This window comes from Flectobacillus roseus (assembly GCF_030056595.1).
Lineage (GTDB): Bacteria > Bacteroidota > Bacteroidia > Cytophagales > Spirosomataceae > Flectobacillus > Flectobacillus roseus.
In genome coordinates this window covers 1-25,911 of record NZ_JASHIF010000030.1, presented here as the reverse complement: position 1 = coordinate 25,911, position 25,911 = coordinate 1, and the positions used below count along the sequence as shown (strand labels likewise).

General features: G+C 37.3%; 27 protein-coding genes. 16 read left to right on the top strand and 11 right to left on the bottom strand.

The features are described 5' to 3' along the window. Positions 1-10 precede the first annotated feature (10 nt). Positions 11-940 carry a carbohydrate kinase family protein gene (locus tag QM524_RS24865; protein ID WP_283346728.1) on the bottom strand — a complete coding sequence of 310 codons (930 nt, stop codon included), beginning with the start codon at positions 938-940 and terminating at the stop codon, positions 11-13. A 95-nt stretch (positions 941-1,035) separates the two neighbouring features. Between QM524_RS24865 and QM524_RS24860 the strand changes: the two genes are divergently transcribed. Next, positions 1,036-2,289 carry a dipeptidase gene (locus QM524_RS24860; RefSeq protein WP_283346727.1) on the top strand — a complete coding sequence of 418 codons (1,254 nt, stop codon included), beginning with the start codon at positions 1,036-1,038 and terminating at the stop codon, positions 2,287-2,289. A gap of 97 nt (positions 2,290-2,386) precedes the next feature. Here QM524_RS24860 and QM524_RS24855 read toward each other — a convergent pair whose 3' ends face one another. Both QM524_RS24855 and QM524_RS24850 read right to left on the bottom strand, forming a co-directional pair. After that, the gene (locus QM524_RS24855; RefSeq protein WP_283346726.1) at positions 2,387-2,785 is read right to left on the bottom strand and encodes a type II toxin-antitoxin system VapC family toxin; all 399 of its coding nucleotides are present in this window, start codon (positions 2,783-2,785) and stop codon (positions 2,387-2,389) included. Continuing rightward, positions 2,767-3,144: a hypothetical protein gene (locus QM524_RS24850; RefSeq protein ID WP_283346725.1), complete on the bottom strand. Its 378-nt coding sequence runs from the start codon at positions 3,142-3,144 to the stop codon at positions 2,767-2,769. The genes QM524_RS24855 and QM524_RS24850 overlap by 19 nt, the downstream gene beginning before the upstream one ends. A 221-nt stretch (positions 3,145-3,365) precedes the next feature. On the opposite strand from QM524_RS24850, the gene QM524_RS24845 reads away from it, so the two are divergent. From QM524_RS24845 to QM524_RS24825, 5 genes are read left to right on the top strand one after another with little or no spacing between them, the layout of a single operon-like run. Next, a complete protein-coding gene (locus tag QM524_RS24845; RefSeq protein ID WP_283346724.1) occupies positions 3,366-3,971 on the top strand; it encodes a hypothetical protein in 606 nt (201 codons plus the stop codon). A gap of 32 nt (positions 3,972-4,003) precedes the next feature. Beyond that, positions 4,004-4,837: an ABC transporter ATP-binding protein gene (locus QM524_RS24840; protein WP_095167035.1), complete on the top strand. Its 834-nt coding sequence runs from the start codon at positions 4,004-4,006 to the stop codon at positions 4,835-4,837. 28 nt (positions 4,838-4,865) lie between these two features. Next, positions 4,866-5,648, top strand: a complete 783-nt coding sequence (locus QM524_RS24835; protein WP_283346723.1) for a hypothetical protein — start codon at positions 4,866-4,868, stop codon at positions 5,646-5,648. A 4-nt stretch (positions 5,649-5,652) separates the two neighbouring features. After that, the gene (locus QM524_RS24830; RefSeq protein ID WP_095167038.1) at positions 5,653-6,021 is read left to right on the top strand and encodes a GntR family transcriptional regulator; all 369 of its coding nucleotides are present in this window, start codon (positions 5,653-5,655) and stop codon (positions 6,019-6,021) included. 3 nt (positions 6,022-6,024) lie between these two features. Beyond that, positions 6,025-6,669, top strand: a complete 645-nt coding sequence (locus tag QM524_RS24825) for a hypothetical protein (protein ID WP_283346722.1) — start codon at positions 6,025-6,027, stop codon at positions 6,667-6,669. A 203-nt stretch (positions 6,670-6,872) separates the two neighbouring features. On the opposite strand, the gene QM524_RS24820 is transcribed toward QM524_RS24825, so the two are convergent. The 3 genes from QM524_RS24820 to QM524_RS24810 form a co-directional block, all read right to left on the bottom strand. Further along, entirely contained in the window at positions 6,873-7,424 is a 552-nt protein-coding gene (locus QM524_RS24820; protein WP_283346721.1) for a hypothetical protein, read from the bottom strand. Between the two features lie 28 nt (positions 7,425-7,452). Continuing rightward, positions 7,453-8,037 (bottom strand): hypothetical protein, encoded by a 585-nt coding sequence (locus tag QM524_RS24815; RefSeq protein WP_283346720.1) that lies wholly within the window; start codon positions 8,035-8,037, stop codon positions 7,453-7,455. Between the two features lie 140 nt (positions 8,038-8,177). Then, complete coding sequence (locus QM524_RS24810; protein ID WP_283346719.1) at positions 8,178-8,762, bottom strand: hypothetical protein; 585 nt, start codon at positions 8,760-8,762, stop codon at positions 8,178-8,180. Between the two features lie 859 nt (positions 8,763-9,621). Here QM524_RS24810 and QM524_RS24805 point away from each other — a divergent pair. The 6 genes from QM524_RS24805 to QM524_RS24780 all read left to right on the top strand — a co-directional run bounded on the left by QM524_RS24805 (position 9,622) and on the right by QM524_RS24780 (position 14,979). Then, positions 9,622-10,395 carry a PASTA domain-containing protein gene (locus tag QM524_RS24805; RefSeq protein ID WP_095167050.1) on the top strand — a complete coding sequence of 258 codons (774 nt, stop codon included), beginning with the start codon at positions 9,622-9,624 and terminating at the stop codon, positions 10,393-10,395. A gap of 30 nt (positions 10,396-10,425) precedes the next feature. Continuing rightward, a complete protein-coding gene (locus QM524_RS24800; protein WP_283346718.1) occupies positions 10,426-12,333 on the top strand; it encodes a T9SS type A sorting domain-containing protein in 1,908 nt (635 codons plus the stop codon). Positions 12,334-12,366: 33 nt separating this feature from the next. Next, positions 12,367-12,663 (top strand): rhodanese-like domain-containing protein, encoded by a 297-nt coding sequence (locus QM524_RS24795; RefSeq protein WP_283346717.1) that lies wholly within the window; start codon positions 12,367-12,369, stop codon positions 12,661-12,663. A gap of 170 nt (positions 12,664-12,833) precedes the next feature. Beyond that, positions 12,834-13,121, top strand: coding sequence for a rhodanese-like domain-containing protein (locus QM524_RS24790; protein WP_283346716.1), 288 nt, complete (start codon positions 12,834-12,836; stop codon positions 13,119-13,121). 166 nt (positions 13,122-13,287) lie between these two features. Further along, positions 13,288-14,136, top strand: coding sequence for a prolipoprotein diacylglyceryl transferase (gene lgt, locus QM524_RS24785; RefSeq protein ID WP_283346715.1), 849 nt, complete (start codon positions 13,288-13,290; stop codon positions 14,134-14,136). Between the two features lie 411 nt (positions 14,137-14,547). Continuing rightward, on the top strand, positions 14,548-14,979 hold the full coding sequence (locus tag QM524_RS24780) for a hypothetical protein (RefSeq protein ID WP_283346714.1): 432 nt from the start codon (positions 14,548-14,550) through the stop codon (positions 14,977-14,979). A gap of 139 nt (positions 14,980-15,118) precedes the next feature. On the opposite strand, the gene QM524_RS24775 is transcribed toward QM524_RS24780, so the two are convergent. The 5 genes from QM524_RS24775 to QM524_RS24755 all read right to left on the bottom strand — a co-directional run bounded on the left by QM524_RS24775 (position 15,119) and on the right by QM524_RS24755 (position 21,565). After that, on the bottom strand, positions 15,119-16,324 hold the full coding sequence (locus QM524_RS24775; protein ID WP_283346713.1) for a C40 family peptidase: 1,206 nt from the start codon (positions 16,322-16,324) through the stop codon (positions 15,119-15,121). Between the two features lie 60 nt (positions 16,325-16,384). Beyond that, entirely contained in the window at positions 16,385-17,635 is a 1,251-nt protein-coding gene (locus QM524_RS24770) for a serine hydrolase (RefSeq protein ID WP_283346712.1), read from the bottom strand. A 177-nt stretch (positions 17,636-17,812) separates the two neighbouring features. Then, the gene (locus tag QM524_RS24765; RefSeq protein ID WP_283346711.1) at positions 17,813-18,871 is read right to left on the bottom strand and encodes an aminotransferase class I/II-fold pyridoxal phosphate-dependent enzyme; all 1,059 of its coding nucleotides are present in this window, start codon (positions 18,869-18,871) and stop codon (positions 17,813-17,815) included. Between the two features lie 378 nt (positions 18,872-19,249). After that, entirely contained in the window at positions 19,250-20,263 is a 1,014-nt protein-coding gene (locus QM524_RS24760; RefSeq protein WP_283346710.1) for a dipeptide epimerase, read from the bottom strand. 93 nt (positions 20,264-20,356) lie between these two features. After that, the gene (locus tag QM524_RS24755; protein WP_283346709.1) at positions 20,357-21,565 is read right to left on the bottom strand and encodes a molybdopterin molybdotransferase MoeA; all 1,209 of its coding nucleotides are present in this window, start codon (positions 21,563-21,565) and stop codon (positions 20,357-20,359) included. A gap of 119 nt (positions 21,566-21,684) precedes the next feature. Between QM524_RS24755 and moaC the strand changes: the two genes are divergently transcribed. From moaC to tyrS, 4 genes are all read left to right on the top strand, one after another. After that, positions 21,685-22,176 (top strand): cyclic pyranopterin monophosphate synthase MoaC, encoded by a 492-nt coding sequence (moaC, locus tag QM524_RS24750; protein ID WP_283346708.1) that lies wholly within the window; start codon positions 21,685-21,687, stop codon positions 22,174-22,176. After that, positions 22,176-22,730: an NTP transferase domain-containing protein gene (locus QM524_RS24745; protein WP_283346707.1), complete on the top strand. Its 555-nt coding sequence runs from the start codon at positions 22,176-22,178 to the stop codon at positions 22,728-22,730. The genes moaC and QM524_RS24745 overlap by 1 nt, the downstream gene beginning before the upstream one ends. Positions 22,731-22,837: 107 nt before the next feature. Further along, entirely contained in the window at positions 22,838-23,500 is a 663-nt protein-coding gene (locus tag QM524_RS24740) for a thiamine diphosphokinase (RefSeq protein ID WP_283346706.1), read from the top strand. Positions 23,501-24,053: 553 nt separating this feature from the next. Beyond that, positions 24,054-25,358: a tyrosine--tRNA ligase gene (tyrS, locus tag QM524_RS24735; protein ID WP_283346705.1), complete on the top strand. Its 1,305-nt coding sequence runs from the start codon at positions 24,054-24,056 to the stop codon at positions 25,356-25,358. The last annotated feature ends 553 nt before the right edge of the window (positions 25,359-25,911 follow it).

Sequence of the window (25,911 nt, the reverse complement as noted above, 5' to 3'; positions counted from 1 at the left end):
CACTTTGTTACTAATCAACATAAAGTAATGCTTTGTCGACTTGGGCAGGGAGTGGTCCTTTGGTGACTAATTTGAGTGCTGCCAAGTTTGCACCCGCTTGTGAGCAAACTGCTGGTGTTTTTCCTTCGCTGAAGGCTGTTAAAAATCCTGCCCAATAGGCATCTCCCGCACCTGTGGCATCTATAACTTCGATAGGTTTTACACCTACTGTAATTTTTTCTTTTCCTTTATTATAAGAAATAACAGAGCCATCGCCACCTTTTGTCAAACAAATAAGGTCGGCGCCCATAGCATGAAAATCTGCTAAAATTTGTTCCTCTGTTACTCTTTTACCATATAATCTTTCAGCGTCGTCTTCACTGAGTTTTACAAGTCCATCTTGGCCACAATATGCTGAAATAACTTTCCACGCTTGTTCTCTATCTGGCCAGATTTGAGGCGCATAATTACAATCGATACTCACACGACATCCTAAGGCATTGGCACGCTTAGCGGCATCTACAATCGTACTTTGAGCAGGTTCTTGACTCAAGGCAAAGCAAGTAGTATGGAATACCGCTGATTCAGCCAGTAGTTCGTCAGAAATGTGCTGAGGTTGCAACATGCGGTCGGCGGTGCGATAGGCGATAAAATCGGGAGTACCTTTTGTTCGAGATACCACAACGATACTAGTCGGTTGAAATGGGTCGACAGCAATGTGCTGTGTGTCGATACCAGTTTTGGCTACTTCGTCACGTAAAAAAACGCCTAGATTATCATTTCCAATACAAGAAATTAAGGCGACTGGTTGTCCCAAACGAGCCATGTTAGCGGCCATGTTGGCAGGACTACCCCCTTGAAAGCGTTCAAATTCAGGTGTTTCTAATATGCTAGAGGCTAATTCTGTTCCGATGAGGTCAACCAATAGTTCGCCTACCGAAAGTAGTACGTATTTTTTCATGATATAAAAATGGTTTTATGATTTGTGATGCAAATTAAAGATTTATTCCAAAGAATTTTATAGATTAAATAAACAAACTAATTTCCTGAAAAGATATGTACAAAACACTACCTCTCATTACAATATTCTTATTTCATCTTGCTTTTGTCTCGTTTTCGTCAAATACTACTCCTCAAAAGCAAAAAAGTACGATCAAGAAAGTTTCGGATGATGAAGCGCTCAGAAAGAAAGCCGATGCTTTGGCTCACCGTTTTGTGATTGTGGATGGTCACGTAGACTTGCCGTATCGTTTGCATGCCAAAATGGAGGACGTTTCAGTACAGACTTCGGGTGGCGATTTTGACTATGTTCGCGCCAAAAAAGGGGGCTTATCCGCACCTTTTATGTCGATATATGTGCCTGCTGATTTACAGAAAAGAAAAGGCTTTTCAAAAGCCTTAGCGGATTCATTGATTGATTTGGTAGAAAATTTAACCAAAACCTATCCCGATAAATTTGCTCTAGCCAAAAGCCCTGCCGACATTTTACAAAACTTCAAAAAGGGATTGATTTCTTTGCCCATGGGTATGGAGAACGGCTCGCCAGTAGAGAGTAATCTGGAAAATTTGAAGCATTTCTACGACCGTGGTGTACGTTACATTACGCTGTGCCACGGCGAAGATAATTTTATTTGTGACACTTCTTATGATACCACTCGCACTTGGGGCGGTCTGAGCCCGATTGGTCGTCAGGTAGTGCGTGAAATGAATCGTTTGGGTATCATGCTCGATTGTTCGCATATTTCTGATGATACTTTCGAACAAGTAGTGGCTTTGTCTAAAGCCCCTGTGATTGCATCACATTCATCTTGTCGCAGTTTCACCCCAGGTTTTATTCGGAATGCTCCCGATGTTTTGATTCAAAAAATGGCCAAAAAAGGAGGAGTAATCATGATTAATTTTAGCTCTATGTTTTTGGATTCAGCTTCAAATAAAGCCTACGAACTCAAACGCAATGCTATAAAAGCTTTTCAGAAAAGTAAAAACCTTTCTGCGGATGCACCAGAAGTACAAGCTTTTGAAAAAGAATACGTGGCTAAGTACCCAACTCCGCTAACTACTGTAGAGCGAGTGGCTGATCATATAGATCATGTTGTAAAAATTGCAGGCATCGATCACGTCGGACTAGGTTCGGATTTTGATGGGGTAGGACCCACACTTCCAGATGGTCTCAAAGACTGTTCAGAAATACCGAATTTGATTTATATTTTGTTTAAAAGGGGCTATTCAGAAAAAGCCATCGAGAAGATATGTTACAAAAACTTGTTCAGAGTATGGAATCAGGTGGATAAGGTGGCGGAGAGGAAGTAGTGCTAAGTAAAATTTGAGCGCTCTAAAATAGATATCTATCTCAGCGCTCATTAATATGAATTATTGATAAGATAGACCCACGTAGTTTGTAAGTTGATTACAAACCACGTGGGTCTATTGCTTTAAGTCCTTTGATATTCTGAAAATCGCTTATGTTATTTGTAAGGAGTATTAAATCATGTTTTAGAGCAGTAGCTGCGATACTTGCATCAGCAATTTTCTTCTTTAGATGAGAATATTTCTTTCTCAAAGCTACCACTTCATGAGCTGTGTCCTTATCAAGCGGTAATATATTCGCAAAACTAACAAACTCCCTGATTTGATCCTCTTTGGGGAATAGGTTTTGACTAGGGGCAAGGATTTCTATTTGTGTGATAACTGAAATATTGAATTCTTCGTCAATGATAGAAGCTACAAGTTTCATCCCTTGCTCGGATAGACTATTTGATAAAAAATGACCAATAATATTTGTATCAACTAAATATCTCTTTCCCATGATGCGCGTACGTCTTTAGTCTTTTTTTCTAATATATTACCCTCCTTAAAAGTAAGAATTCCCGCAAAATCTGAAGGCTTTTTGAGCTTTTCCTCTTCCTTTGGATATAGGTTTTCAATAAATTGTCTAATTTTAGCTTCTTCCGTTTGTATAGGAAAATCTGAGTTTTGAGATATTCCACTTTTTTCAAAAGACAATAATAAATCTAATACTTCCGAAAAGTTTTTATCATCGTTTATGTCTATATTTTGCTCTTTGAATTTTGACAATAAGACAGTGATAAGTTTTCTCCAATCTTCCATTTGAATAACGACAGCAACTTTAGTTTGCTCATTATCAGATATATATTGTAAGGTCATAAGCTTTTGGCATAATTGTTATTTCTGTGATTATAGAACGAAAATCCTATATCAAAGATACATGATTTTGGATAATTTCTAATTTTCTTCTTCTATTAGTGGATTAAAACCTCTCCCCATTCATCCACCTTTTCGACCGCTCTCCATTTGGCTTTATTTTATGCTTGACTTTTTAATTTTAAATGTTCTATATTTGTAGTGCACTATTTAACTAATACACTATGTTTAAATTTATTCTGACACAGCGATGGATTGTAGGGTGTATTCGATTTTGGTTGGGTTTTATCTTGCTGAGTGCAGGGGTTACCAAAATGTTACATGGCAATTTTATCCAATTGATTGGTCCTCCTTGGTTGATTGAGGTACTAGCCAAACATCAATTGGGTTTGTTTGCCGAGTTTATTGCCATTAGTCAAATCATCATTGGTTTTTGTTTGCTCGTCAAGCGATTTGCTACCCTAGGAGCAGTAATGGCTATTCCGATGTTTCTGAATATTCTGATGGTGACTATTTCACAAGACTGGCGAGGAACGCCCTATGTGGTAGGGTTCTTTTTGGCTTGTAATATTTACCTTTTGATATGGGATTTTGATAAACTCAAATTTTTGCTCACCGATCAGGAGGAGGCGATTCCGAAGGGAGGAATTATTAGAAAAGACCTACAAATAGACTTGCTATATCTCATTGGTTTGGTGCCCATATTACTGGCAGTATTGATTGCTATGCCTTTGAGAGCTTCTCAGATACTTGCATTTGGAGGATTGGTGTGGTGGGTAGGTGTGTACGTTTGGCAATTGATTAAAAAACAAAAAAATATTCATAAATAAGAAATCTTCACATCAACCTCAAAACTCAAAATATGGTTTCAATTCATAATTTAGGATTTGGTTATAGCAAGAAAAAGCCTGTATTTGAAGGGCTCAATCTTGAACTCCAAGCAGGCAATGTCTACGGATTACTTGGGCGTAATGGCGCAGGGAAATCCAGCCTACTGCGTAATATTGCGGGTTTACTTACACCTACATCAGGGCAATGCACGGTCAATGGGCATACGCCACATTTGCGACAACCGAAGTTTTTGCAAGAGTTATTTTTCTTACCAGAAGAACTACATATTCCACCCATCAGCATGAAGGAATTTGTGTCGGTGTATGCAGTATTTTACCCAAATTTTTCCCAAAACCAATTAACCGAATATCTCAAGGAGTTTGAGGTGGATAGTTCGGCACGACTCACCGAATTGTCGTTGGGACAAAAGAAAAAGGCCTTGATTAGTTTTGCGTTGGCTACCAATACACCTTTGTTGATTATGGACGAGCCTACCAATGGTTTGGATATTCCGTCGAAAAGTCAGTTTCGAAAAATCATTGCTTCTTCGATTACCAACGAAAGAGTTATTCTGATTTCGACGCACCAAGTACGTGACCTTGAATCTTTGATTGACCCGATTATTATCATGGATAACCGCGAAGTTTTGCTCAATGCAGGTACCGATGTGATAGCTGAAAAGCTTTCGTTCAAAACCGTTCAGCAAGTGACTAATCATGAGAAAGTCCTTTATTCTGAGCATTCTATTAGAGGATTTGGTATTGTGATTCCAAACGAAGATGAGTCATATACCAAAGTAGATTTGGAGTTGTTGTTCAATGCAGCTTTAGAGAAGCCACAGGTAATCAAGCAATTATTTAACTAAACTTGGAAAAACTTTTTAGATAGAAAACATGAATCAAACATTAGATATACAAAGATTAGGGTGGTTAATCAAACGCATTTGGGTCGAGAACCGAAAGCTGTTTGGCATGACCTACGTTGTAATGGTACTGTTGAGTATTGCTGCCTATTATTTATGGCGAGATGGGGATGGTGCTATCGTGGATAGAGACATCAGATTTGGAAGCTTGGTTGTCGGAATGTTCGGGCTAGGAGTATTGTTTGCCAACTATATCTTCAGAGATTTTTCTCATACACCTTCTACGATGAGTTATCTGTTGCTCCCAGCATCACATTTAGAAAAATTCTTGAGTGGGCTTTTTTATGTGTTTATTGTCTATCCAATTGTCATTATATCAACACACTCATTGATTGATTATGCTGCATTCGAAATCCTAAAGTCTTCTTATCCAAATACTCCAATGGAAAGAACGATTATTTCCTATTCAGAGCTTTTTGAAACATACTTTAGTATTCAGGATACAAGGTTTTTCAATGGGGTTACTTTCCTAATGAACTTCTGGACTTTTACGATTATGGGAACTTTATTTTTCCAACGATTATCGTTAATCAAAACGGCCTTTTTGGGGTTTTCGAGTATCGCTATCATAGCCTTATTGGAATACCTAATGATTCATTACATTCTTGGCGATTTGAGTACTATCTCGTTTAATCCCGAAAAAGGCTCGCTTTTAACAGCGTATATCACTGTAGGTATCGTTATGCTTCGCTTCGTTCTACCTCTGTTTTGGTTGTTGATTGCATATTTAAAGTTAAAGGAAAAGGAGGTTTAACATCATGGAATTTAGAGAAAACCAAGCCATATATCTCCAAATAGCAGAGCTAATTTGTGAGAGAATACTGCTCAAACAATGGGCATCAGAAGATAAAGTTCCTTCTGTCAGAGAACTTGCCGTTCAATTAGAAGTTAATCCCAACACAGTTATGAGAACGTATGATTTTTTAGAACAAAAAGGTATCATTTTTACCAAAAGAGGCATGGGATTTTTTGTATCAACCGATGCACACGATAAAGTGACGGAGTTTCGACGTGAAGAGTTTTTACAAAATGAATTACCTCAGTTCTTCAAAGCCATTCACTTATTGGGAATCGACTTTTCAGAATTACAAAATAGATTTGAAGCTTTTAAAACCGAAAATTATTAATCCATGAAGACATCCAACAAACTCCTTGTGACAATGGCAGCCTTGGTCATCATAGGGTTACTAAGTTTTAATATTACTTTAAAAGGCAAATTGGTTGAATATAAAGAGACTCATAAGAATACAAAAGTAGTCCTAAAGCCATTCAAATATCTGACACTTAGTGCAAAAGCTGTAAGGTATGTAAATGTGGATATTGCCCAAAATCCAGAATATGCTTTGTTAAGTGCTAAGGAAGGTATTACACAAAAATATGTGGGTGATACCCTCGTGCTAGAACTCAACGAATCCGTAGACTATATGCAATTACAGTTGCCAAGAGTTTTAGGTATCAATGTGACAAACGGAGATGCTATCCAAATAAACATAGGCAATACTTTTAAAGTGGATAGTCTATGGATAAAATCACAGATTCCTAGCACGACACTCGAATTAAAAGGCATCGAAACTGCCAAGCTGGATTTGTACTCTTCAAAGTCCTTAATTGTCAACTTGGATCATATAAAAGCCGATCGTTTAGCTATAAATGGAGGAAGAAATAGTGAGCTAAGCCTAAAAGACACGAAAGTTCAACCCAATCAGTTGATCTTGAGCGACAGTATTGCTGTACAGGTTTTGGGTAAAGATGCCATGAAGATATTGAATAAATAAGGAGTCATAAAAAATGCACAAAGAGGATTTAGCTTCTTTGTGCATTTTTTTTAGTTAATTTCTTAGTGTCTCGAAGTTTACTTTTACCAGCATTGTTCATGTTCTGATAAATTACTAGTTCAAGACTTGGTCATGAACCAGGGAGGTTTCTAGGGTACAACTCTAATCGCACACTTACATTTCGTGTGGATATAATTAAACAATTAGTATTGCCCTGGAACATTAGTTATATTGTGAAGCCAGTATTTATACTTCTTTTTTCCTATCTTTTTAAATGAATTTCTGTTTAGAGACTTAGAAATCATCATTATCTGACCACGCCTTTCTATTTGTTCCTCTGTACAATTATCTCGATTATGTGAATGTCTAAAATAAGGAAGGACAAAACAACATTCTATTTTTCTCGACGTCCAAAAATGCTTGTGCCACTTGCCTTCAGTGTTATAAAGTATTCTTCTCAGTTCTGGAATGATGAGGGAATCTTCTTCACTATATGTCGGGCTTGATATTTTGTTGACAGAAAACGATTTTACTTTGCCATTCCCATCAATGGTAAAATAAAAAAATGCTGCCCATCCATTGCAATGAAGACTATCATAATCTGATTTCCCTCGAACACCTCTGTTAATAAGATCGGTAAATGTTGCCTTTTTATGCGCTCGATCATATACCCAAAGTTTAGGTTTTCGAGTATCAGTCAGAGAACATGAACCTAAATACAAGCTCATAAAGCTAATTATTGTAATACGTAACATTGATTTTGTGGTAGATTTTATTTATTGATTAACGATCCATTTGTCCCACTGAGATTGGATTTAGTGTCATCCCAACAAATTTTATTGCAGAAGCCCTAAAGTCTACCGATTTATAAACGGAAGAATCTACAGTAGATTCATGCTGAGGAAATGTAATCAATGATAGAAAATCAATAGTAGATCTCATACCCAAGGCATCAGGTTCCATTATTTCTGTAGCATTTAATGGAATACAATCTCGTCTTTTCATGACGATTCTAATTGGAAGTAAAAAGACTAATGAAGGATTTGCTTCTTTGCAGTTCTTAATACTCCATATTGATTCCGTGTTGATAAGCGATTTTCTTACCAAACTCATGATTGTTGTATCGACCAAGTTCTTGGAAAATTGGAGCGTTTTAATTTTACCACTTCTTCTATCTAGCTCAAATCTAGCAGAAAATATAAATTCTGCACATTTCCTATAATGAGACTGATTAACCAATTTCAGTAGTTCTAACCATATTTTCTCCTCTGGTTGGAGTTTTGACCTAGACACAGTGAGCTCTTGCGCTGGTGCAGTAGAACAAGCCATAAGTTTCAATAGCATAATTAGAGATATGGTTTTTTTCATCGGGTTAATGTTTCGGTAGATTGGACTTTGGTGTATGTGTTTGATAATGAATATTTTTCATTGTTTGTGTTTTCGTTTAGCTGTCATTGGAGCGAAGAATAGCATTTAGGAAATGATTGCCTTAAAGATTGTAGATGAACCTATTTGTATTTAACTCCACATACTATAGGGTTAAGTGTCATACCTACAAATTTAACCTTGGGAACGCTAAATATATCGTCTTTGTAAACCGCAGAATCTGTTGCATATTCGGTTTTTGGAAAGGTAATCATGGACTTAAAATCCAATGATTCTCTAACACCTGGCATATCTTCAAAATTGGATGAAGGAATATGGTTACAGGCTCCTTCCTCCTTATGTATCCCTATACTAATAGGGAGTAAAAAAAGTAAGGAAGGGTTATTTTTTTTGCAATTTTTAAGAATCCATATTGACTCCTTATTGTAGAGAGCCTTCCTAACAGAACTGATTATTGCAGTATCAAGTAAGTTCTCCGAGAACTTGAGATTTTTGAAGCGCCCTGATTTTTTATCAAGTTCAAACTTAATAGAAAACATATATGAACCACACTTTTTAAAATTTGCTCTGTCGAGTACCCTCCATAATTCAAATTGAATTTCTAGCTCTGGCTGAAGTTTTGACTTAGACATGGGAAGTTCTTGTGCTAGTAAAGTAGAACAAACAGTTAGTTTCAATAGTACAATCAGAGATATGATTATTTTCATTGAGTTAATGTTTCAGTAGATTGGATTTAGGTGTATGTATTTGATAATGAATACTTTATTGTTGAGTGTTTTTGTTTCTCCTTCTTTGTTTCTTTTTATTCTAATTTCTTAGTGTCTAGAATTTTACTTTTACCAGTAAGGTAGCAAACCAGACCGAATAAAATGACATAAATCTCAAGCTCATAGATTTTGAAAAAAAAATAAAATAACCATTAGAAGACCAACGGTGAAGCTTGCTACTTTGTAGAATTGATGTTTATTGTTCATGTTTTGATGAATTACTAGTTCAAGACTTAGTCTTGGACTTATTTTTTTAAACAGTTTATAAACTGAAACAAACGCCAGTCCGAGACTAAGTGTCGGACTAGGGAAGTATTCTGAGAACTTTTTTATGCTCTTTTATTTTATGCAAAAAACAGTGCATAAAAAATAACTATTCCTCCAACTGCCGTTGATAGGACTTCTATCAAAATCATGAGCTTACTTCGATTTATTTTCATTGCGTGAATAGATTGATTTGTATTCATTAAATTAACATCAACTTACGGATATATGATGAACTAATAACTTCTTTTATTTTAACTGAAGGTATTGAAAATAAATAGCTTAGTCAATCATTAAACATCAATAAATAAAAAATTAAGTAAAAGCTTATCCTTGGTCAATATCACATCACATGATTATTTCGTTATGTAAACCCTGTAAGGTATAGAGTCGTATAGATAAAGACTTGTTTTTATACCCTTTTCTCAACATCTTACATTCAAATATCCCAACCCGATGGTGCATTTTGTGAAAGGCATTTTCCAAAAACAAACTTATCTTGTAAATTGCACCAAATACCATAACGAAGACCGAAATGATCAAAATTCCAACAAATTCTAAAAAAGACGTCTATACTCACGCAGCCATTATTGTATGCCTATTAATGGTCTTATTTTTTGGATTTTTCTTTATTTACCTTCCTTGGAGTACCAATCACGGCGAAACGATTACTGTTCCTAGCTTGAAAGGCTTGACAATGGAGGAGGCCGAAGACCTATTGGATGAAAGAAATTTGGACTACGAAGTGACCGATAGTACTTTTACGCCAGGTAAAAAACCGCTTACGGTACTTTCTCAGTATCCGCTCGAAAACTCTAAGGTAAAACAAGGACGAAAAATTTATTTGACCATCAATACCGAAACGGCTCCAATGATTAAGCTTCCTAAACTGACCGAAATGTCAGTGCGAAGTGCCGAACAACAGTTGTTGATTGCGGGTTTGCTCAAGCCTTCACTTGAATACCAAAACGATATTCGTGAAAATGAGGTACTCGAAGTAAAATATCAAGGTACGAAAATTGATGCTGGAACGTTAATTGCAAAAGGTTCGAAGGTTACGCTCATCGTGGGCAATGGCACAGGTAATGTCGAGTTAGAGATTCCCTGTTTAATAGGCAAACCGCTCGATGAAGCTATTATCATAATTTCTGGTTCTGGTTTACAAAAAGGAACCGTTATTTATGACCCAGATTCTACCGAACCAGCAGGCACTGTGATTCGTCAAAATCCTGCTTGTGAAGATGGCAAAATTAAAGCTGGCGAAATGATTGACCTTTGGGTAGCGGGTAACCCTCCGTCTGGAGAATAAACCTACCAATAGGTATTTAATAAAGTTCAAATGAAAAACATTTCTTCTTACACTTTTATAGGTTCTAAGAAGCCTTTCTGCGGAAAGGGTAAAAAAGGGTGGTTAATTTTTTTACCACTCTTTTTTATTGCTCAATTCCGTACCTTGGCTCAAATACAAACGATTCCACTTGGCACTCCTGTTACACCTAGTGCTGCAAGAGTCGCTGCTACCAACGCAGTGAAGCTCCCATTCTTTGACGATTTTTCGTATGGACTCAAACTCAATACCAATAATTGGCTGAGTTCGGGAGGTACTTTGGTCAACAATGATTATGCGACAAATCATCCTACCATCAATATGCTTACTTTTGATGGACTCAAAGCGGATGGTACGCCTTATAACTTTGTCAATAGTTTGGCTGAAGGTCCTACCGATACCCTTACGTCTCAAGTATTGGATTTGTCCAATTATTTGCCTGCCGATTCTCTGTATTTGAGTTTCTTCTGGCAAAATAGCTCTCTGGGTGATAAGCCCAATACCAATGATTCTTTGAGAGTACAGTTTTTAACCAATGGCGGTATTTGGCAAACGGTTTGGGTAAAGAAAGGAGATCAGGAAGTAGCCAATTTCCAACAAGTATTGATTCCGATTCGAGCACGCAATTTGTACTTTCATAATCAATTTCAGTTTAGATTTCAAAGTTTTGGTCGCCAGTCTGGACAGTTCGACATTTGGAATATCGACTATATTTATTTGAATACCAAGCGCAATCAAAACGATAAATACTATGCGGATTTGGCGGTAAGACGAAATATGCCATCGTTGCTCAAACGTTACCGAGCCATGCCCGTAAGGCAGTTTATGCGTCGCCCAACACAGGAACTCAATGATTCCTTGAGTACAGATGTCGTGTATTTGAACCAAACGGCGGTTAACAACTTTTTTGATTATGATTTTAGTGTAAAAGATTTATTGACTAATACAACCCTACAAAAAGCTACTCAGACCAACGTGGTAATTAGTCCTAATCCAGCGGGTTTATCCAGTGTGAAAATTGCACAAAAACTAGCTACAACCTTAAGCCAACTGAGTAATGACAAATACAGTTTACAAAGTACATTTGCGCTAAAAACTACCGACGACGGTGTTATTATCAATAGAAAGCAAAATGATACCATTCGTATAACAACGGAGTTTTCGGACTATTATGCCTATGACGACGGAACAGCAGAGGCAGGGGCATACTTAGGTAAAGGCTTTGGACGCATAGCCGCGCAGTTTACCAATAATTCCAATGATGTGGTTTCGGGTGTTCGTATCAATCTCTTACCTATGTTGACCAATCTTGAGGGTAATGCAATCACGATTCAGATTATGGAAAATGACAGAGGAAAACCCGGTAATGTGATTCGTTCATTGTATAGTAAGGTGTCGTATAGCAAAGTTGTGAATGGCTTTATTGAATACACTTTTGACCCCGTTGCAGTAAAAGATACTTTCTATATTGGTGTTTTACAATACACCGATGGCGAACCTTTGGTTATTGGTTTAGATAAAAACTCTTCACAGTTTTCTTCAAAATATTTTTATAATTTGGGTACGCAATGGGTAAATCTTGCCACCCAAACCAATAATGCCGACTTTAAAGCCGCAAATGGCGCTTTGATGATGCGACCAATCATGGGAGGAACGGTGAAGGATGTTATTTTAGGTACAGAAAAAGATATTCAAGACCAACAATTGGTGGTATTCCCCAATCCTGCGAAAGATTATGTTTCATGGAACGATCCAACCTTACGCAATATCGAACTTATCGATTTTCAGGGTCAAAGTATTTTGAAACAAAGAGTTTCTGAAAGCAGAGTTTCAGTCGAAAATCTTAATTCGGGCATATATTTATTGTTACTCTCAGACGAACGTAATACATTTGTTCGCAAAATCAGTATCGTTCGTTAAATGGTGACCTCAACGAAGTAAACAGAATAAAACATGGATATTACAGTAGAAGAATTAAAACAACGCCTAGATGCTGGCGAAGAATTCAACTTTCTTGATGTAAGAGAAGAATACGAATACGAAGAAGATAACTTAGGCGCATTGTTGATTCCACTAGGCGAGTTGCCAGATCGTTTGGAAGAAATCGAAGGCTGGAAAGAACAGGAAGTAGTAGTTCATTGTCGCTCAGGTGCTCGCTCAGGACGTGCAAAGGCATTTTTGGAAGCACAAGGATTTGCCAATGTTAGAAACGTGTTAGGCGGAATTTTGGCTTACAACGATTTAGACTAGGTTCTTGAAAAACATGAATTAAAATGGTTCGGGCGAAGGTCTGAACCATTTTAATTTTGATGAAATAAAATACGATTAATTAGGCTACTAATTGGACGAGTTTCTTGAGTGTAGAATAGATTTTTCTTTTACTCGAATGCCGATAACTGACCGCCCAAAGCCCCACTATTATGATTGATATTTCAGCAGAAGAATTTAAAAATCGACTTCCCGAGCTTCAAATCGTAGATATTCGTACCGAAGCAGAGGTGCTAGATTTTGATTTGGGTGGATTGCATTTACCCTTTGACGAACTATTAGAAAAGCTTGATACGATAGATTTTTTGAAAAATCAGGAATTTGTCATCATTTGCTACACAGGACTTCAAAGTAAAGTAGCAGCTACAATCCTCAGAAAAAGAGGCTTCGAAGGGGTACGCAATCTTACAGGTGGTATAGAGGCGTTTCTGAGTCTTTAATCCATTTAGAAATTAAAAATTGACTCGCAGAGCAAGTGCTATTTAATTTTTAAACTCAAAACACGTCATTCTTAACTCAGTACTCCTAACTTATTCTTAGAAAAGTTTTAAATTTGGGTTTCAGATACACAACGAATTCCATTTAAACAATAATCCCATAAACCGAATGTTAGCATATATAGATTGGTTCACAAGTTCTGATATTTTCACATTTCCCGAATCTTTACCTTTAATAGGTGGCTTACCTGTGCGATGGTATGGGGTAATGTTTGCCACAGCTTTTTTATTAGGCTATCAAGTTATTTCATATTTTTTCAAAAAAGAAGGTCGTCCGCTCGAGCAAGCCGATGAGTTATTGCTGTATGCAATGATCGCCACTGTGCTTGGCGCTCGAACGGGACATTATTTCTTTTATGAATATCCAACTTTATTGAGTAACCCCGGTCATTTCTTCTGGTCAATGATTCGTCCACCTTATGCAGGTTTGGCTAGTCATGGGGCTGCTATAGGCTTATTTTTAGCCTTCTATTTGTATGTTCGCAAGCACAAAGATATTAGCTATTTGTACGTAACTGACCGTGTTGTACCTACAGTTGCCTTGGGCGGAGCTTGTATTCGTATTGGTAATTTGATGAATTCTGAAATTGTAGGTAAAGAAACTGATGTGCCTTGGGCATTCAAATTTTATAATGATCCATCGCTTAATCACGACTACTTTGCTGTAGTGCCTCGTCACCCAGCACAATTATATGAAGCACTTTCTTGTATTGTCTTGTTTGTTATCCTTTTTATGATTTGGAATAAGAAAAAAGAAAAAACTCAAGAAGGCTTAATGACAGGTGTATTCATGGTAGTCTTATTTATTCTTCGTTTCTTCTATGAATTTATCAAAGAAAATCAAGTAAGCTTCGAAGATGGTATGAGCCTTAATATGGGACAATGGCTAAGCATTCCAGCTATTTTGTTTGGATTAGGAGTACTTTGGTATTCGTTTAAGAATAAGAAGGCTGTTTAGGAGAAAAGGTACAAAGTAGCAAAGGCACAGAGGGACAAAGTGTGAATTGAGGCACAAAGTGATAAAGGCACAAAGGCACAAAGTGCGAATTGAGGCACAGAGAGATAAAGGTACAGAGGCACAAAGTGTGAATTGAGGCACAGAGAGATAAAGGTACAGAGGCACAAAGTGTGAATTGAGGCGCAAAGTGGAATTATTCAAAATCTTCACTTTGTGCCTTTGCACCTTTAGGCCTGTTCCCTCTTCACCCTTTGTCCCTCTGTGCCTTTGTGCCTGTTTCCTCTTCACACCTGTTTACTTTTTTGTGACATTTATTTGATTTTTGCGTAACATAAGTGCTTGATTTATCAGTAGATAAATTGTAAATTGAATAAAAATAACTTCAACTTATCACCCAAACACAAATCACTCATGGAAAATAATCAAACTGAACCTACTCCAAAAGGACAAATTGAAGAATTAAAAGATGCAGCTGTAGACAAAATTGAGGACTTAGCTGCAACAGCAGGTGAGAAAATCAAAGAAGTTACAGGAGTAGATGTAAAAGCAAAAGCTGAAGAATTAGCGTCTGAAGCAGGTGCAAAACTCGAGGAACTTGCAGATGCAGCAGATGATAAAATTGAAGAAGTATCAGCAGTAGTTTCAGAAAAAATTGATGCTGTCGAAGATAAAATTGAAGAACTAATTGGTGGTGACTTAGGCGAAAAAGCGGAAGAGTTAAAAGCCCAAGCCGAAGAAAAACTAGAGGATATTCAAGAAGCCGCAGCTGAAAAAGTTGAAGAAGCAAAAGAAGCTGCTTCTGGCTTGTGGTCAAAAATTAAAGGAGTTTTTGGAGGTAATTAATCATTTGTCGTTCCAAGATTTGGAATGAATATCAGTATCCAAACATTCATCAAAAAAAGCGGTCGAAAATTACTTTTCGACCGCTTTTTTTGAATACTGAAAAAATATCACTCATTCACTAAATCATAACTCATTATGTCTATTGTGGATAAACACTGTCTGTTTTGAGCTTTACAATACTTCCTGTTTTTAGAATACGTTTGGCTCTCAAATATCTTTTGACATTGTATTCGTCGAAATTAGGCGCCGAATTACTCACGCTTCCAATACGGACTTTGTCGGAGGCATGGATAAACTGATTATTTCCAATCCACATGCCTACATGCACCACACGTTCAGAACCATCTTCTCGTTTTTCACCAAAGAATAGCAAATCTCCTTCTTTCAAATTGCTCCAAACCCCTGATTTATCAATCGTTTCTCCTACCATTACTTGCTGCGATGCATCACGTGGTAATAAGATGCCATTTAGGAAATAGATAGTTTTGGTAAAACCACTACAATCAACACCTTTAAACGAAGTACCTCCCCACAAATAAGGAACTCCCATCAAACGTTTAGAGGTATTCACCAAGGCATCTTCGGTGGCAGTGGTTGTGCTCACCCAATGCTTGACTAAATCCGCTTCTTTCGTAGATATGTATCCCAAACGATTATCGGGTAATACTACTTCGTAATAGCCATTTTTCTCTGCTTTCAATTCTGTCACACAACCAGCTACAATATCTGAGACAGGCGTTGAGTTATTGTTAGCTTCGCTATAAACTGTGCCAAATGAATTGGTATAAATCACTTTACTTTTCTCTTTCCAAGTAGTCAACTGTTCGGTAGTAATGGCAGTTATGGCGCCACGGTCAACCCATGCAATATAGTGATCGGGTGTTTGTACTAAAAGCCAACCATTATCCTCTCTATCCAAAATACGCACTGGTGTACCCATCAAGGCTTGCGATGCCATTTCGCCCGAATGACGCGGACTGTATCTAAGATTACAAACAGAAACCTCCACCAAGCCCCATACTTTTTCGCCCAACTCTACAGCAGGAAGTGTACGAATTTGATCAACAATTTCGAGTTTTTCATTTTTTAGTCTTTCTAATAAAAAGCTTTTAGCACCAATAAGATTGGTCTTTCCCGTCAAAATCAATTGGTTTTTTTGACGATAAGCATCTATTTGAAAAATAGCAGTTCTTTTATCGGGAGCAAAGCGGTGACTGAATTGATCAATGACTTGTGTAATAGAAGAGTCGGCCTTAGTACGTTTTGCGTTATTGTTTTTTCCTGGGTTTAACCACGTTGAGCCTAACAGCACAACCCAAGAAAATAGAATTAGTAATAGCTTCATAATAAAAATTAGGGTTTAAGACGCCCTCTTCAACCCACAAAAACTATGCCGAGCAAAGACTTATTTGTCATACTGAAACTTAAACTTGCTCAAATTGGGAAGGTGTTTTTTTGGTCTATTGGACTCGTATTGATATACAAGTTCTCCTAAGTTTTTCATAAAAGGGAAACCAATGGTATCGTAGTCATACTTGCTATCGTTGAAAATTTGGTCTTCATTGCATAAAATCACGGCTGATAACATAAACTCGATTCCTTTTTCAAAATCAACGATATAGGCATTGTCTAACAAAAAGCCATAAGCATCGCCTACTTTGTTGAAAATGCGAATATTGGGATTAATCACAGCATCTTTTTGTCCTCCATACATCAGAAACTTACAATACGCTGGCCAATAATCAGGAAGACTGTACGCAGGGTATTTGCTTTCTGTAGGCATTTGGGACATATATTTGTGCAAAAACTGATAGTCTTCAGTCGTCAAATCAAAGCGTTGTTCTTTGGGAACAGCATTGTGGAAAATAATCGAGCGTAATAACTGTTGTTGTTCGATTAAAGGGAAAAAGTTCTTTTGAGTAAAATCAAAAGGCTCATTTATCGTAGCATCTCCTTTAATGTATCCTTTTCCCAATTTGATAGGTTCAACTGGAAAATATTCCTTCGATGCGGTAATCATTGGCTGTTCATAAACCACTTGACCATTTTCTTTGAAGCTAGTAGGATTAGTTCTTTTATTCTGCTCAACACTCATACCAACCTCCAAGCGATGGACAATTCGGGTATCTTTCAAGCCTTTTGTTCGTAAACGATCATTAAATCCCTCTTGTCCCATAAATTCATATAGGCGATTGAAGGCATCATTATCCGATACCATTAAGATTTTTTTGGCATAATGAGCTACCGAAGCCATGCCATTGGCAGAAGTGCTATCTCCTGTCACAGGGGTATGACGTTCGTATTCAGCACCCGTAAACATGGGGGTATCTTTGCTAAGCCCTTTTTTGTTGAGCTGGTTGATTTTTTCTAAAGCCAATACGCAGGCTGGAAGTTTTACCGTACTAGCAGGATAAAAATACTCTTGAGGATTAAGTCTAAACCCATAGGTCGTGAAGCTCGGACGATTCAAGACATCTCTATCTATTTGGGTGTAGACAATTTGAACCCGAAGTCTATCAGCATTATCAAGAATAAATTGAAATTTTTCTGGTTGAGATTTCATCAACTCAGGCAGTAACTGAAAATCTATTTTTTGAGCATAAAGCTGTGTTGACATTGCCAAGATTGTCAAGAAGATTATAAGTGTTCTTTTCATCTGTTCAAACGGTTCAAATATCAATTGAGAGTGCAAGCAGTATTTAGTTATGGTCATAGAGGTGTATAAAAGAGTTATCCTAAGTCATGTGCTTGCAGTAGCAATCATGAATCTTTTATACACCTCCATATAGTGTTTTACAATTTTTCCCGATAATACAGTTTTCTTTTGAAATCCTTATCCTGTTATTTTAGCAAATTGGTTGCACAATTGTGCTAAATACAAAAGTTCGTCTTCATTGTGCATCGCACTAATCACCAAACGGCTCACGGGTTTGTCATGTACCGTAGGATAAGGGAAGCAGGATGTCATGACTCCATGGTTTTTCAAAAAGTCATGTAATCCTTCTCGGTGGGTACAAAATGCAGGGTAATTTTTGATAGTATCCAAGTAATCTACTTCAAGGTTTTCTGTAAAATATTGGATATTCTTTTGGAGCTTTTCTTTTTGCTCATAATACAATCCTGTACTAAGCATAAAGGCATCCAATAGGGCAGGCATCATGGGTGAGGCTCCCGCAAACATAGGCGTGTGGCGGAGATGATTGATAATTTCGGGTTTACCCAAAATCACACCACCAGTCATACCCATAGCCTTGTTAAGCGAGCCTGTCACAATTAAATGAATATTATCGTTAAAGTCTGGTTCAAAATCCAAAAAGTCCGCTACATGTTGAATACCCAAGCTATGCGAAGCATCAATTACAACGACGATTTCTTTATTTTTTGGTAAAGTTTTAATCCAACTAAAATCAAAGTCTTCCACATACGGCGAGCCTACCGAATCAGAACAAATCACAATTTTTTCAGCAAGATTTTTCGAAATATTTTCTGAAATCGTACTCGCCCATTCTTCATAAGAATCAATTGGCAAGTGCTTGTGGTATGGCCAAAGAGCAGGGTGTGTTTTGGGTGCTATTTCAACATGATATTCCAAACTTTGATAGTACGATACCGTCACCTGACCTGCCGACATACCCGAAGCGACAGTCAAAGCTGCAGGCGCTCCAAAAAACTGAGCTAAAGCTTGCTCTGCCTCTTCATAGATAGAAAGGCGAACATTGTTGTTTCTAGAACTTCCCCACGAACTTCCCCACTGAACTAAAGATTCAATCAGATTTCGTTTGAAAGTAGGATGCTGTGCAATACCCAAGTACGCCGTACCACTAAACCAATAGTAATCTTGGTCTATAGTTTGGAGTGTATTGTTAGGTATTTTGGATGAATAAAAAATCATGACTTTACTTTGGATAAAACGTAATTAAGAGAGTGTTTACAAGTCAATTTTATAGTAAGAATATGTTTAAATTTTATAAATTATTAGTAATGAGAAAGTTTGTAATTATTTTCCTGAAATCCTGTTGTTTGAGCCGCAGGCGAGGTGGGTCGCCACTCCGATTAGGATTTCTTGACTTTCTTTTGCGGCCGCCGCTGCGGTTACTTTTCTTGTGTTAGACGGGCACGCCTAGTGAAGAAAAGTAAGGTGTGGCGAAGAGAAAATTTGTTTTTCTGATACGTGCTAAATAAAATTTTTACACATACTCTAAGAATTTGGAACATGTATGTTTAATTTTTAGCCTATTGCTCAAAGCATTAAAGCTTAATGCAGCTAAAATCATTTTAGATTTGCGCCAGTTCCATTTTCATCGGCATAAATCACTTTACCATAATCGATGATAACTCCAGTAGAAATTTGATCATCGACCAACAAAATACCGTCCATATCAACATAATCCAATAATGGCAACAGCTGAGCAATAGCCGAGCAACCAACATTCGATTCGGTCATACAGCCTACCATCACTTTCAAGCCTAGCTTTTTGGCATGAGCAATCATGCGTAGGGCAGGAGTGAGACCCCCGCATTTCATCAACTTAATATTTACACCATGAAAAAAGCCATAACATCTCGCAACGTCTTCTTCTACAATACAACTTTCGTCAGCAATAATCGGGAGTACAGATTCTGCAAATACCTTTTTCATTCCTTCCCAATTATCTGCTTTCATCGGTTGTTCGATAAACTCAACACCCAAATCCTTTAAGGCAATAGCATTTTGTATTGTTTCTTCCACGCTCCAAGCGGTATTGGCATCTACTCTAAACACTGCGTCTGTATGCTTGCGCAACTCTTGTACAATCTTGATATCTTCTTTGGTGCCTAATTTGATTTTATATAATGGGAAAGGCACTTCTTGCATTTTATCCACCATTTTTTCCAAAGTATCTATCCCGATAGTGTAATCAGTAATAGGATTATTGCTAGGGTCTAGTCCCCAAGCTTTGTATAGAGGTAATCCCTTTTTCTTAGCCCAAAGGTCATTAGCCGCAATATCCAACGCACACAATGCAAAAGGATGTTCATCCTTTAAATAAGGAAATACATCTTCCCAAAATTGTTTTGGGTCTTGCAAATCATAGCTTTCTACAAAGTCTCTCACTGATTCCAATTGAGCAGTCATTTTGTCCATAGTCACGCCATAATATGGCGTTTCTGTAGCCTCACCAAATCCTCTAAAATCACCATCTTGTAGTTCGACAATCAAAGTTGGTTGTATATCTCGCGACTCGTGAGTAATCGTAAATGTGTGTTTTAGGGGTAATTGGAAAGTGTGAAGTACCAGTTTCATAATCAAAAAATTGGGTTGAATGAAGTATGTTATATCAGAAAGTACAAGAGCAATAAGCGCAGTAGCCTATTGCTCTTATGAGAAAAATTCAATTTAACGAAAACGTACGAAATTTACTATTTCTCCAATTTCAAAATGAGATTTTTCAGACGACAGTTCTACAAATCCATCACAGTTGGTCAAATTGGCAAAGTCTGCCGAGCCACTGCCCTCAAACGGAATAGCCAACATTTTCCCATTTTCAAAATATACCTGTGCTGGTGCAAAATACGTAAGCGCTGGTTTGAAAAACACCTCTTTTGCCAAACTCACTTGCTCTACTCTAGGTTTTTGCTGTGCAATTACGGGTAAAGCATATTTACAAAAGCACAAGAAAGTTGAAACAGGATTGCCTGGAAGAGCAAAAACCAATTTTGTGCTTTCGCTATGTTCAATATCCTTTACTCCAAACCAAAATGGTTTTCCTGGCTTTTGGGCTACTTTATGAAAACATTTTTTTACACCTAATTGAGCTAATATCTCAGGAACATAATCTTTCTTTCCTGCCGAAACACCACCGCTTAGCAAAATGACGTCATGCTCTTCTAAAATTTGAGTTAGCTTTTCCATTAATACTTCAGGGTCGTCGGTCAAATGAAACAATTGCGCTTCGATGTTCCAAGTTTGTAACGCCGCTGCCAACATATAAGAGTTTGACATACGAATTTGATGGCTTTCGGGCTTTATCGAAATATCTACTAATTCGTCACCCGTCGAAATCACCGCCACTTTCGGCGATGCTACTACCTGTACCTCTTGCTTACCGACTGATGCCATTACGGCAATTTCGGCTGGACTAATTCTGATACCTGCTTCTAATAGCGTTTGTCCAGCGATTTTGTCAGAACCTTGTCGGTGTACATTTTGCCCACGAGTAATTTCTTCAAATGGAATCGTAATTTTAGCTACTTTTTTCCCCTCTATTTCTTCTACAAGGATGTCCTCATACCGTACCACCGTATCGCAACCCAAAGGCAAAATGGCTCCTGTCATAATTTCGATACAGGCATGTGTATCTTGAAGCTGTTTTTGCGTTTCACCAGCAAACTGAATTTGCTCGACCAAGATTGCTGCTGGATTAATACCTTCAAAAGCAAAAGCAATACCATCCATCGCTACGCGATTAAAAGGAGGAAAGTCTCTGTCTGCCGTAATGCTTTCAGCTAAGATTCTGCCTTTTGAACTTAGCAAAGCTACTTTTTCGTTTTGCTTTGGAAATGTATATTGTTGAATAATCTGGTAAGCCTCCTGTGATGTTATCATAACATTGAGAATGTTTTTTAGCTTTTTTCCTTTTATGATAAAACTTGAAAAGACAAATTTCTACAATTTACCTTACCTTTTGAGGAGGCGTACCGTATTTTTGTAAAAAACATAGCGCAATGACACAAGAACAATCAGAAAATAAAGACTTTTCACATTTAGATACTCAGCATAACCCTTCTATGGTGGATGTTTCGGGCAAAACTATTACCAAACGCACCGCAACGGCCAGAAGTATTATAGCACTTACGCCCGAAATTGTGGCGCAATTTGTCAATGGCGATATCCAGACTAAAAAAGGGGCGGTTTTTCAGACAGCTATTATTGCTGGTACAATGGGAGCAAAAAAGACATCAGATTTAATTCCTCTATGTCATCCACTAGGATTGGATTCATGTAAATTCAATATCGAAATACAAGGCAACGATGTTATCATTGATTGTATGTGTACTTTAGCAGCCAAAACTGGTGTCGAAATGGAAGCTCTTACAGGTGCAACCATTGCCGCATTGACCGTATATGATATGTGTAAAGCTTTTTCCCATGATTTAGTGATTAAAGAAACCAAACTCTTGTCAAAAACTGGAGGGAAAAGCGATTATAAAGCCTAATGAATGGATTGATACTTTCGGGAGGACAAAGTTCTCGTATGGGTCGTGAAAAACGATTGATTCAATATCATGGGAAAACTCAAGAGGCTTATCTGTTTGAGTTATTAGGGAAGTTTTGTGAAAAAGTCTTTGTTTCATTGAATGCCAACCAGCATAGCGACTATCCTTATATATATGATGCCTATCATGAAATGAATAGTCCATTGGTGGGTATTCTTTCTGCTTTTCAGCACGAGCCCGAACAAGCTTGGCTGGTGGTAGCTTGTGATATGCCTTTTGTTACTCATGAAACGATTCAATATTTGATTGAAGCCAGAGATATATCTCAAAAAGCTACCGCTTTTCAAAACCCCGACGAGCTTTTTCCTGAACCACTCATTACCATATATGAACCGAGTATTTTTTCAGACTTATTACAGGCCTATCAGCAAGGAAGAAAATCGGCTATGCGAGTATTATCTCAGCAACCGATTAAGTTGATTCAGGCTCCTAATCCACAAATGCTAAAAAGTATTAATACGCCAGCAGAATATGAGGAGGCTATCAGGAAGTAATAGTCTAGATTAATTCCTCATGACAAAATGAAAACATTTTTGCCTAATGCCAATGGCTGATGGCTTAAAGCGCTTTAATTATACATCCGAAATCCGCATTCGAATTTATGTCATCTCATCATATTATACGTGACGAACAAGAACCTGCCTTAATTATTGCTAACGGCGAAGCTTGTAGTCAAGAGTTACTTGGACAGTTGCTGGAATGGTCTCCACTTATTGTCGTACTTGATTCTGCCATTCACCGAGTTCTCGAATTAGGCATAAAAGTGGATGTATTACTTGGGGATTTTGATCGCGAGTTAGATACTGACGCCATTCGTTCTGCCCAGTATCCGATTGAAATCGTCCACACGCCCGATCAAGAAAAGCATGATTTAGAAAAAGCTTTTGAATATTTGATTGCACGAGGTTTTCCTGCCGCCAATGTCGTATGGGCCACTGGTCGCCGTGCCGATCATACGATGACGAATATTACGAACGTTGTCCGCTTTAGAGATCAGCTCAAAATTGTCATGATTGATGATTACTCTAAAATATATCTCTTGCCCTATCAATTTGAGAAGTGGTATACAAAAGGTACACCTATCTCTTTGATTCCAATAGGTGATGTACAAGGTATTCAAACATCAGGCTTAAAGTATAATCTATTTGACGAATCGCTATCCCTAGGCTATCGAACAGGTTCAAGTAACGAAGCCGAACAAGATGGATTCGTAAAGATATCTTATAAAAAGGGGGATTTACTGATGATGGAGTGTACGGATTAAAAAAGGCTTTAAGATAAAACCATCCTAAAGCCCATTGCTTATACAAATTAAGATCTAAACTGATCGTCATTACTAGTCCTTCTTTTGAAGGAATACAAAACACCTGACGCCAAAATGGCCAAAACAATAACATAAAGTGTTCTCATAGCATTAACTGGTTATTTCAGATGCACAAATAGTACATCGGAGGTGTTACAAATAGTTATGGTGAATTGTCAGAAAATTAACGAGTAGTAGCTAGGGATATTTTATGTTTATTACTAAATATTACACTATAAATACGTAAAAGTCAATAGTTTAGATTGCTATCGCTGGAATTTTATTTTGTAGTAAATCAAATTAGTGATAAGTGCTTGAGCTTGATTAAGTATTTTCACTTATTGCAGTAAGTAAGTCCATAAAATTATACATTCCTTATTCTTTTCTTATAAACTCATACAGTTGAATAATCACAAGGATTTGTTGCGGATAAAGTCTAACTTTGCGGAAAATTTGGAATCTATAGAAACACAAACGGTCTTTTACTGTTTGCTCATAATTACTTAAGCACAAAATGCACAAGAATTTTATTGAAGAATTGCGTTGGAGAGGTATGCTCCACGACATGATGCCCGGAACAGAAGAACAACTTACTAAAGAAATGACAACCGCTTATATCGGTTTCGATCCAACGGCATCTTCTTTACATATTGGTAATCTCGCTACAATCATGTTATTGAAACACTTCCAGCTTTGCGGTCACAAACCGATTGCTTTGGTGGGCGGTGCAACTGGTATGATTGGCGACCCTTCGTTCAAAGCAGCAGAACGCTCTTTCTTATCTGAAGAAACTTTGCGTTTCAACCAAGAGGGAATCCGTAAGCAATTATCTAAATTCTTAGATTTTGATTGTGGCGACAACTCTGCCGAATTAGTAAATAACTATGATTGGTTCAAGAATTTCTCTTTTCTAGAGTTTTTGAGAGAAGCAGGAAAATATCTTAGCGTAAATTATATGATGTCGAAAGACTCTGTAAAGAAGCGTTTAGAAACAGGTATTTCATTCACTGAATTCTCTTATCAGTTATTACAAGGATACGATTTCTATTGGTTATATAAAAATAATGGTGTTCGTCTACAAATGGGTGGTTCTGACCAATGGGGTAACATTACAACAGGTACAGAAATCATTCGTAGAAAAGAAGGCGGTTCTGAAGAAGTAGAATTTAATAGAGCATTTGCCTTAACAACCCCACTTGTAACTAAAGCAGATGGGACCAAATTTGGTAAATCAGAATCAGGAAACGTTTGGCTCGATGCTAGCATGACAAGTCCTTACGAATTCTACCAATTTTGGTTAAATGCTGCCGATGCCGATAGTCACCGTCTATTGAGAGTATTTACATTACTTTCTCGTGAGGAAATCACTGCTATCGAAGAAGAACACGCTGCTGCACCACACTTGCGTATTATGCAAAAAGCTTTGGCAAAAGACGTGACTTGTCGTGTTCACTCTGAGGAAGCATATAGTATAGCAGTAAAGGCTTCTGAAATCCTCTATGGAAAAGGTACTGTCGATGCTTTACAAGGAATGAGTGACCAGGATATTCTTTCTGTATTTGCAGGTGTGCCTCAAACAATCATCACACGTGGAGATTACGAGGCTTGTACCAACATTACAGATTTAGTATCAACTGTAACCAATGGAGAGGTATATGCTTCAAAAGGAGAAGCTCGTCGTGCTATTCAAGGAAATGCTTTAAGTGTAAACAAGTCAAAAGTGTCAGATCCTAATCATCCGATTGATTTTACTTTGCTTAATAATAAGTATCTATTATTAGGAAAAGGTAAAAAGAATCACCTTTTGATTGTCGAATAAAAGAAATATCAATAAAATGAAACCTCAGCTTTAATAAAGTTGAGGTTTTTTTATAACTATTCTGTTGATTAATTGTACAAGGTGTTTCTGTGCTAGAAATGTTGAATAATTTTGCTAGAAAATTCTACCATTTACTCCCTTTGTTATCAGCGACTTACAAAAAACTTTAAAAAATAGTGTTAAAAAGATTTGGAAGGTTGGGAATAAAGTGGGAATTTTGCACTCCCAAACGACGGGAAAGAGGTTATAGCGAAAGAGAAAAGATGTGAATTGCGAAAATAAATTTTAAAAATATTTTCAAAAACATTTGGAAGTTAAAAGTAAAGCTACTAATTTTGCACTCCCAAACAACGGGAAGTGGTTAAATCGAAAGAGGTTTGACGACAATTTTTGAGATAAGGTACTGACGACAAGTTGGTTAATTATTTTAGAGGAAAGAGTTCTTTGAAAAGCTGGTAAGAAAAGATAAAAGAAAATACGACATTCTAAGATAGGTTGTGATGTTATAATTCTTTAGAATAAGACAGAACAACATTTCATTTAAAATATTTAC

Excerpts from the sequence above, each read along its gene's own strand:
- QM524_RS24760 (WP_283346710.1), bottom strand. The coding sequence starts at position 20,263 with ATGAAACTGGTACTTCACACTTTCCAATTACCCCTAAAACACACATTT.
- lgt (WP_283346715.1), top strand. The coding sequence starts at position 13,288 with ATGTTAGCATATATAGATTGGTTCACAAGTTCTGATATTTTCACATTT.
- QM524_RS24850 (WP_283346725.1), bottom strand. The coding sequence starts at position 3,144 with ATGACCTTACAATATATATCTGATAATGAGCAAACTAAAGTTGCTGTC.
- QM524_RS24755 (WP_283346709.1), bottom strand. The coding sequence starts at position 21,565 with ATGATAACATCACAGGAGGCTTACCAGATTATTCAACAATATACATTT.
- QM524_RS24835 (WP_283346723.1), top strand. The coding sequence starts at position 4,866 with ATGAATCAAACATTAGATATACAAAGATTAGGGTGGTTAATCAAACGC.
- moaC (WP_283346708.1), top strand. The coding sequence starts at position 21,685 with ATGACACAAGAACAATCAGAAAATAAAGACTTTTCACATTTAGATACT.
- QM524_RS24855 (WP_283346726.1), bottom strand. The coding sequence starts at position 2,785 with ATGGGAAAGAGATATTTAGTTGATACAAATATTATTGGTCATTTTTTA.
- QM524_RS24830 (WP_095167038.1), top strand. The coding sequence starts at position 5,653 with ATGGAATTTAGAGAAAACCAAGCCATATATCTCCAAATAGCAGAGCTA.
- QM524_RS24745 (WP_283346707.1), top strand. The coding sequence starts at position 22,176 with ATGAATGGATTGATACTTTCGGGAGGACAAAGTTCTCGTATGGGTCGT.
- QM524_RS24865 (WP_283346728.1), bottom strand. The coding sequence starts at position 940 with ATGAAAAAATACGTACTACTTTCGGTAGGCGAACTATTGGTTGACCTC.
- QM524_RS24820 (WP_283346721.1), bottom strand. The coding sequence starts at position 7,424 with ATGTTACGTATTACAATAATTAGCTTTATGAGCTTGTATTTAGGTTCA.
- QM524_RS24800 (WP_283346718.1), top strand. The coding sequence starts at position 10,426 with ATGAAAAACATTTCTTCTTACACTTTTATAGGTTCTAAGAAGCCTTTC.
- QM524_RS24805 (WP_095167050.1), top strand. The coding sequence starts at position 9,622 with ATGATCAAAATTCCAACAAATTCTAAAAAAGACGTCTATACTCACGCA.
- QM524_RS24810 (WP_283346719.1), bottom strand. The coding sequence starts at position 8,762 with ATGAAAATAATCATATCTCTGATTGTACTATTGAAACTAACTGTTTGT.
- QM524_RS24845 (WP_283346724.1), top strand. The coding sequence starts at position 3,366 with ATGTTTAAATTTATTCTGACACAGCGATGGATTGTAGGGTGTATTCGA.
- QM524_RS24770 (WP_283346712.1), bottom strand. The coding sequence starts at position 17,635 with ATGAAAAGAACACTTATAATCTTCTTGACAATCTTGGCAATGTCAACA.
- QM524_RS24790 (WP_283346716.1), top strand. The coding sequence starts at position 12,834 with ATGATTGATATTTCAGCAGAAGAATTTAAAAATCGACTTCCCGAGCTT.
- QM524_RS24825 (WP_283346722.1), top strand. The coding sequence starts at position 6,025 with ATGAAGACATCCAACAAACTCCTTGTGACAATGGCAGCCTTGGTCATC.
- QM524_RS24765 (WP_283346711.1), bottom strand. The coding sequence starts at position 18,871 with ATGATTTTTTATTCATCCAAAATACCTAACAATACACTCCAAACTATA.
- QM524_RS24840 (WP_095167035.1), top strand. The coding sequence starts at position 4,004 with ATGGTTTCAATTCATAATTTAGGATTTGGTTATAGCAAGAAAAAGCCT.
- QM524_RS24775 (WP_283346713.1), bottom strand. The coding sequence starts at position 16,324 with ATGAAGCTATTACTAATTCTATTTTCTTGGGTTGTGCTGTTAGGCTCA.
- QM524_RS24860 (WP_283346727.1), top strand. The coding sequence starts at position 1,036 with ATGTACAAAACACTACCTCTCATTACAATATTCTTATTTCATCTTGCT.
- tyrS (WP_283346705.1), top strand. The coding sequence starts at position 24,054 with ATGCACAAGAATTTTATTGAAGAATTGCGTTGGAGAGGTATGCTCCAC.
- QM524_RS24795 (WP_283346717.1), top strand. The coding sequence starts at position 12,367 with ATGGATATTACAGTAGAAGAATTAAAACAACGCCTAGATGCTGGCGAA.
- QM524_RS24740 (WP_283346706.1), top strand. The coding sequence starts at position 22,838 with ATGTCATCTCATCATATTATACGTGACGAACAAGAACCTGCCTTAATT.
- QM524_RS24780 (WP_283346714.1), top strand. The coding sequence starts at position 14,548 with ATGGAAAATAATCAAACTGAACCTACTCCAAAAGGACAAATTGAAGAA.
- QM524_RS24815 (WP_283346720.1), bottom strand. The coding sequence starts at position 8,037 with ATGAAAAAAACCATATCTCTAATTATGCTATTGAAACTTATGGCTTGT.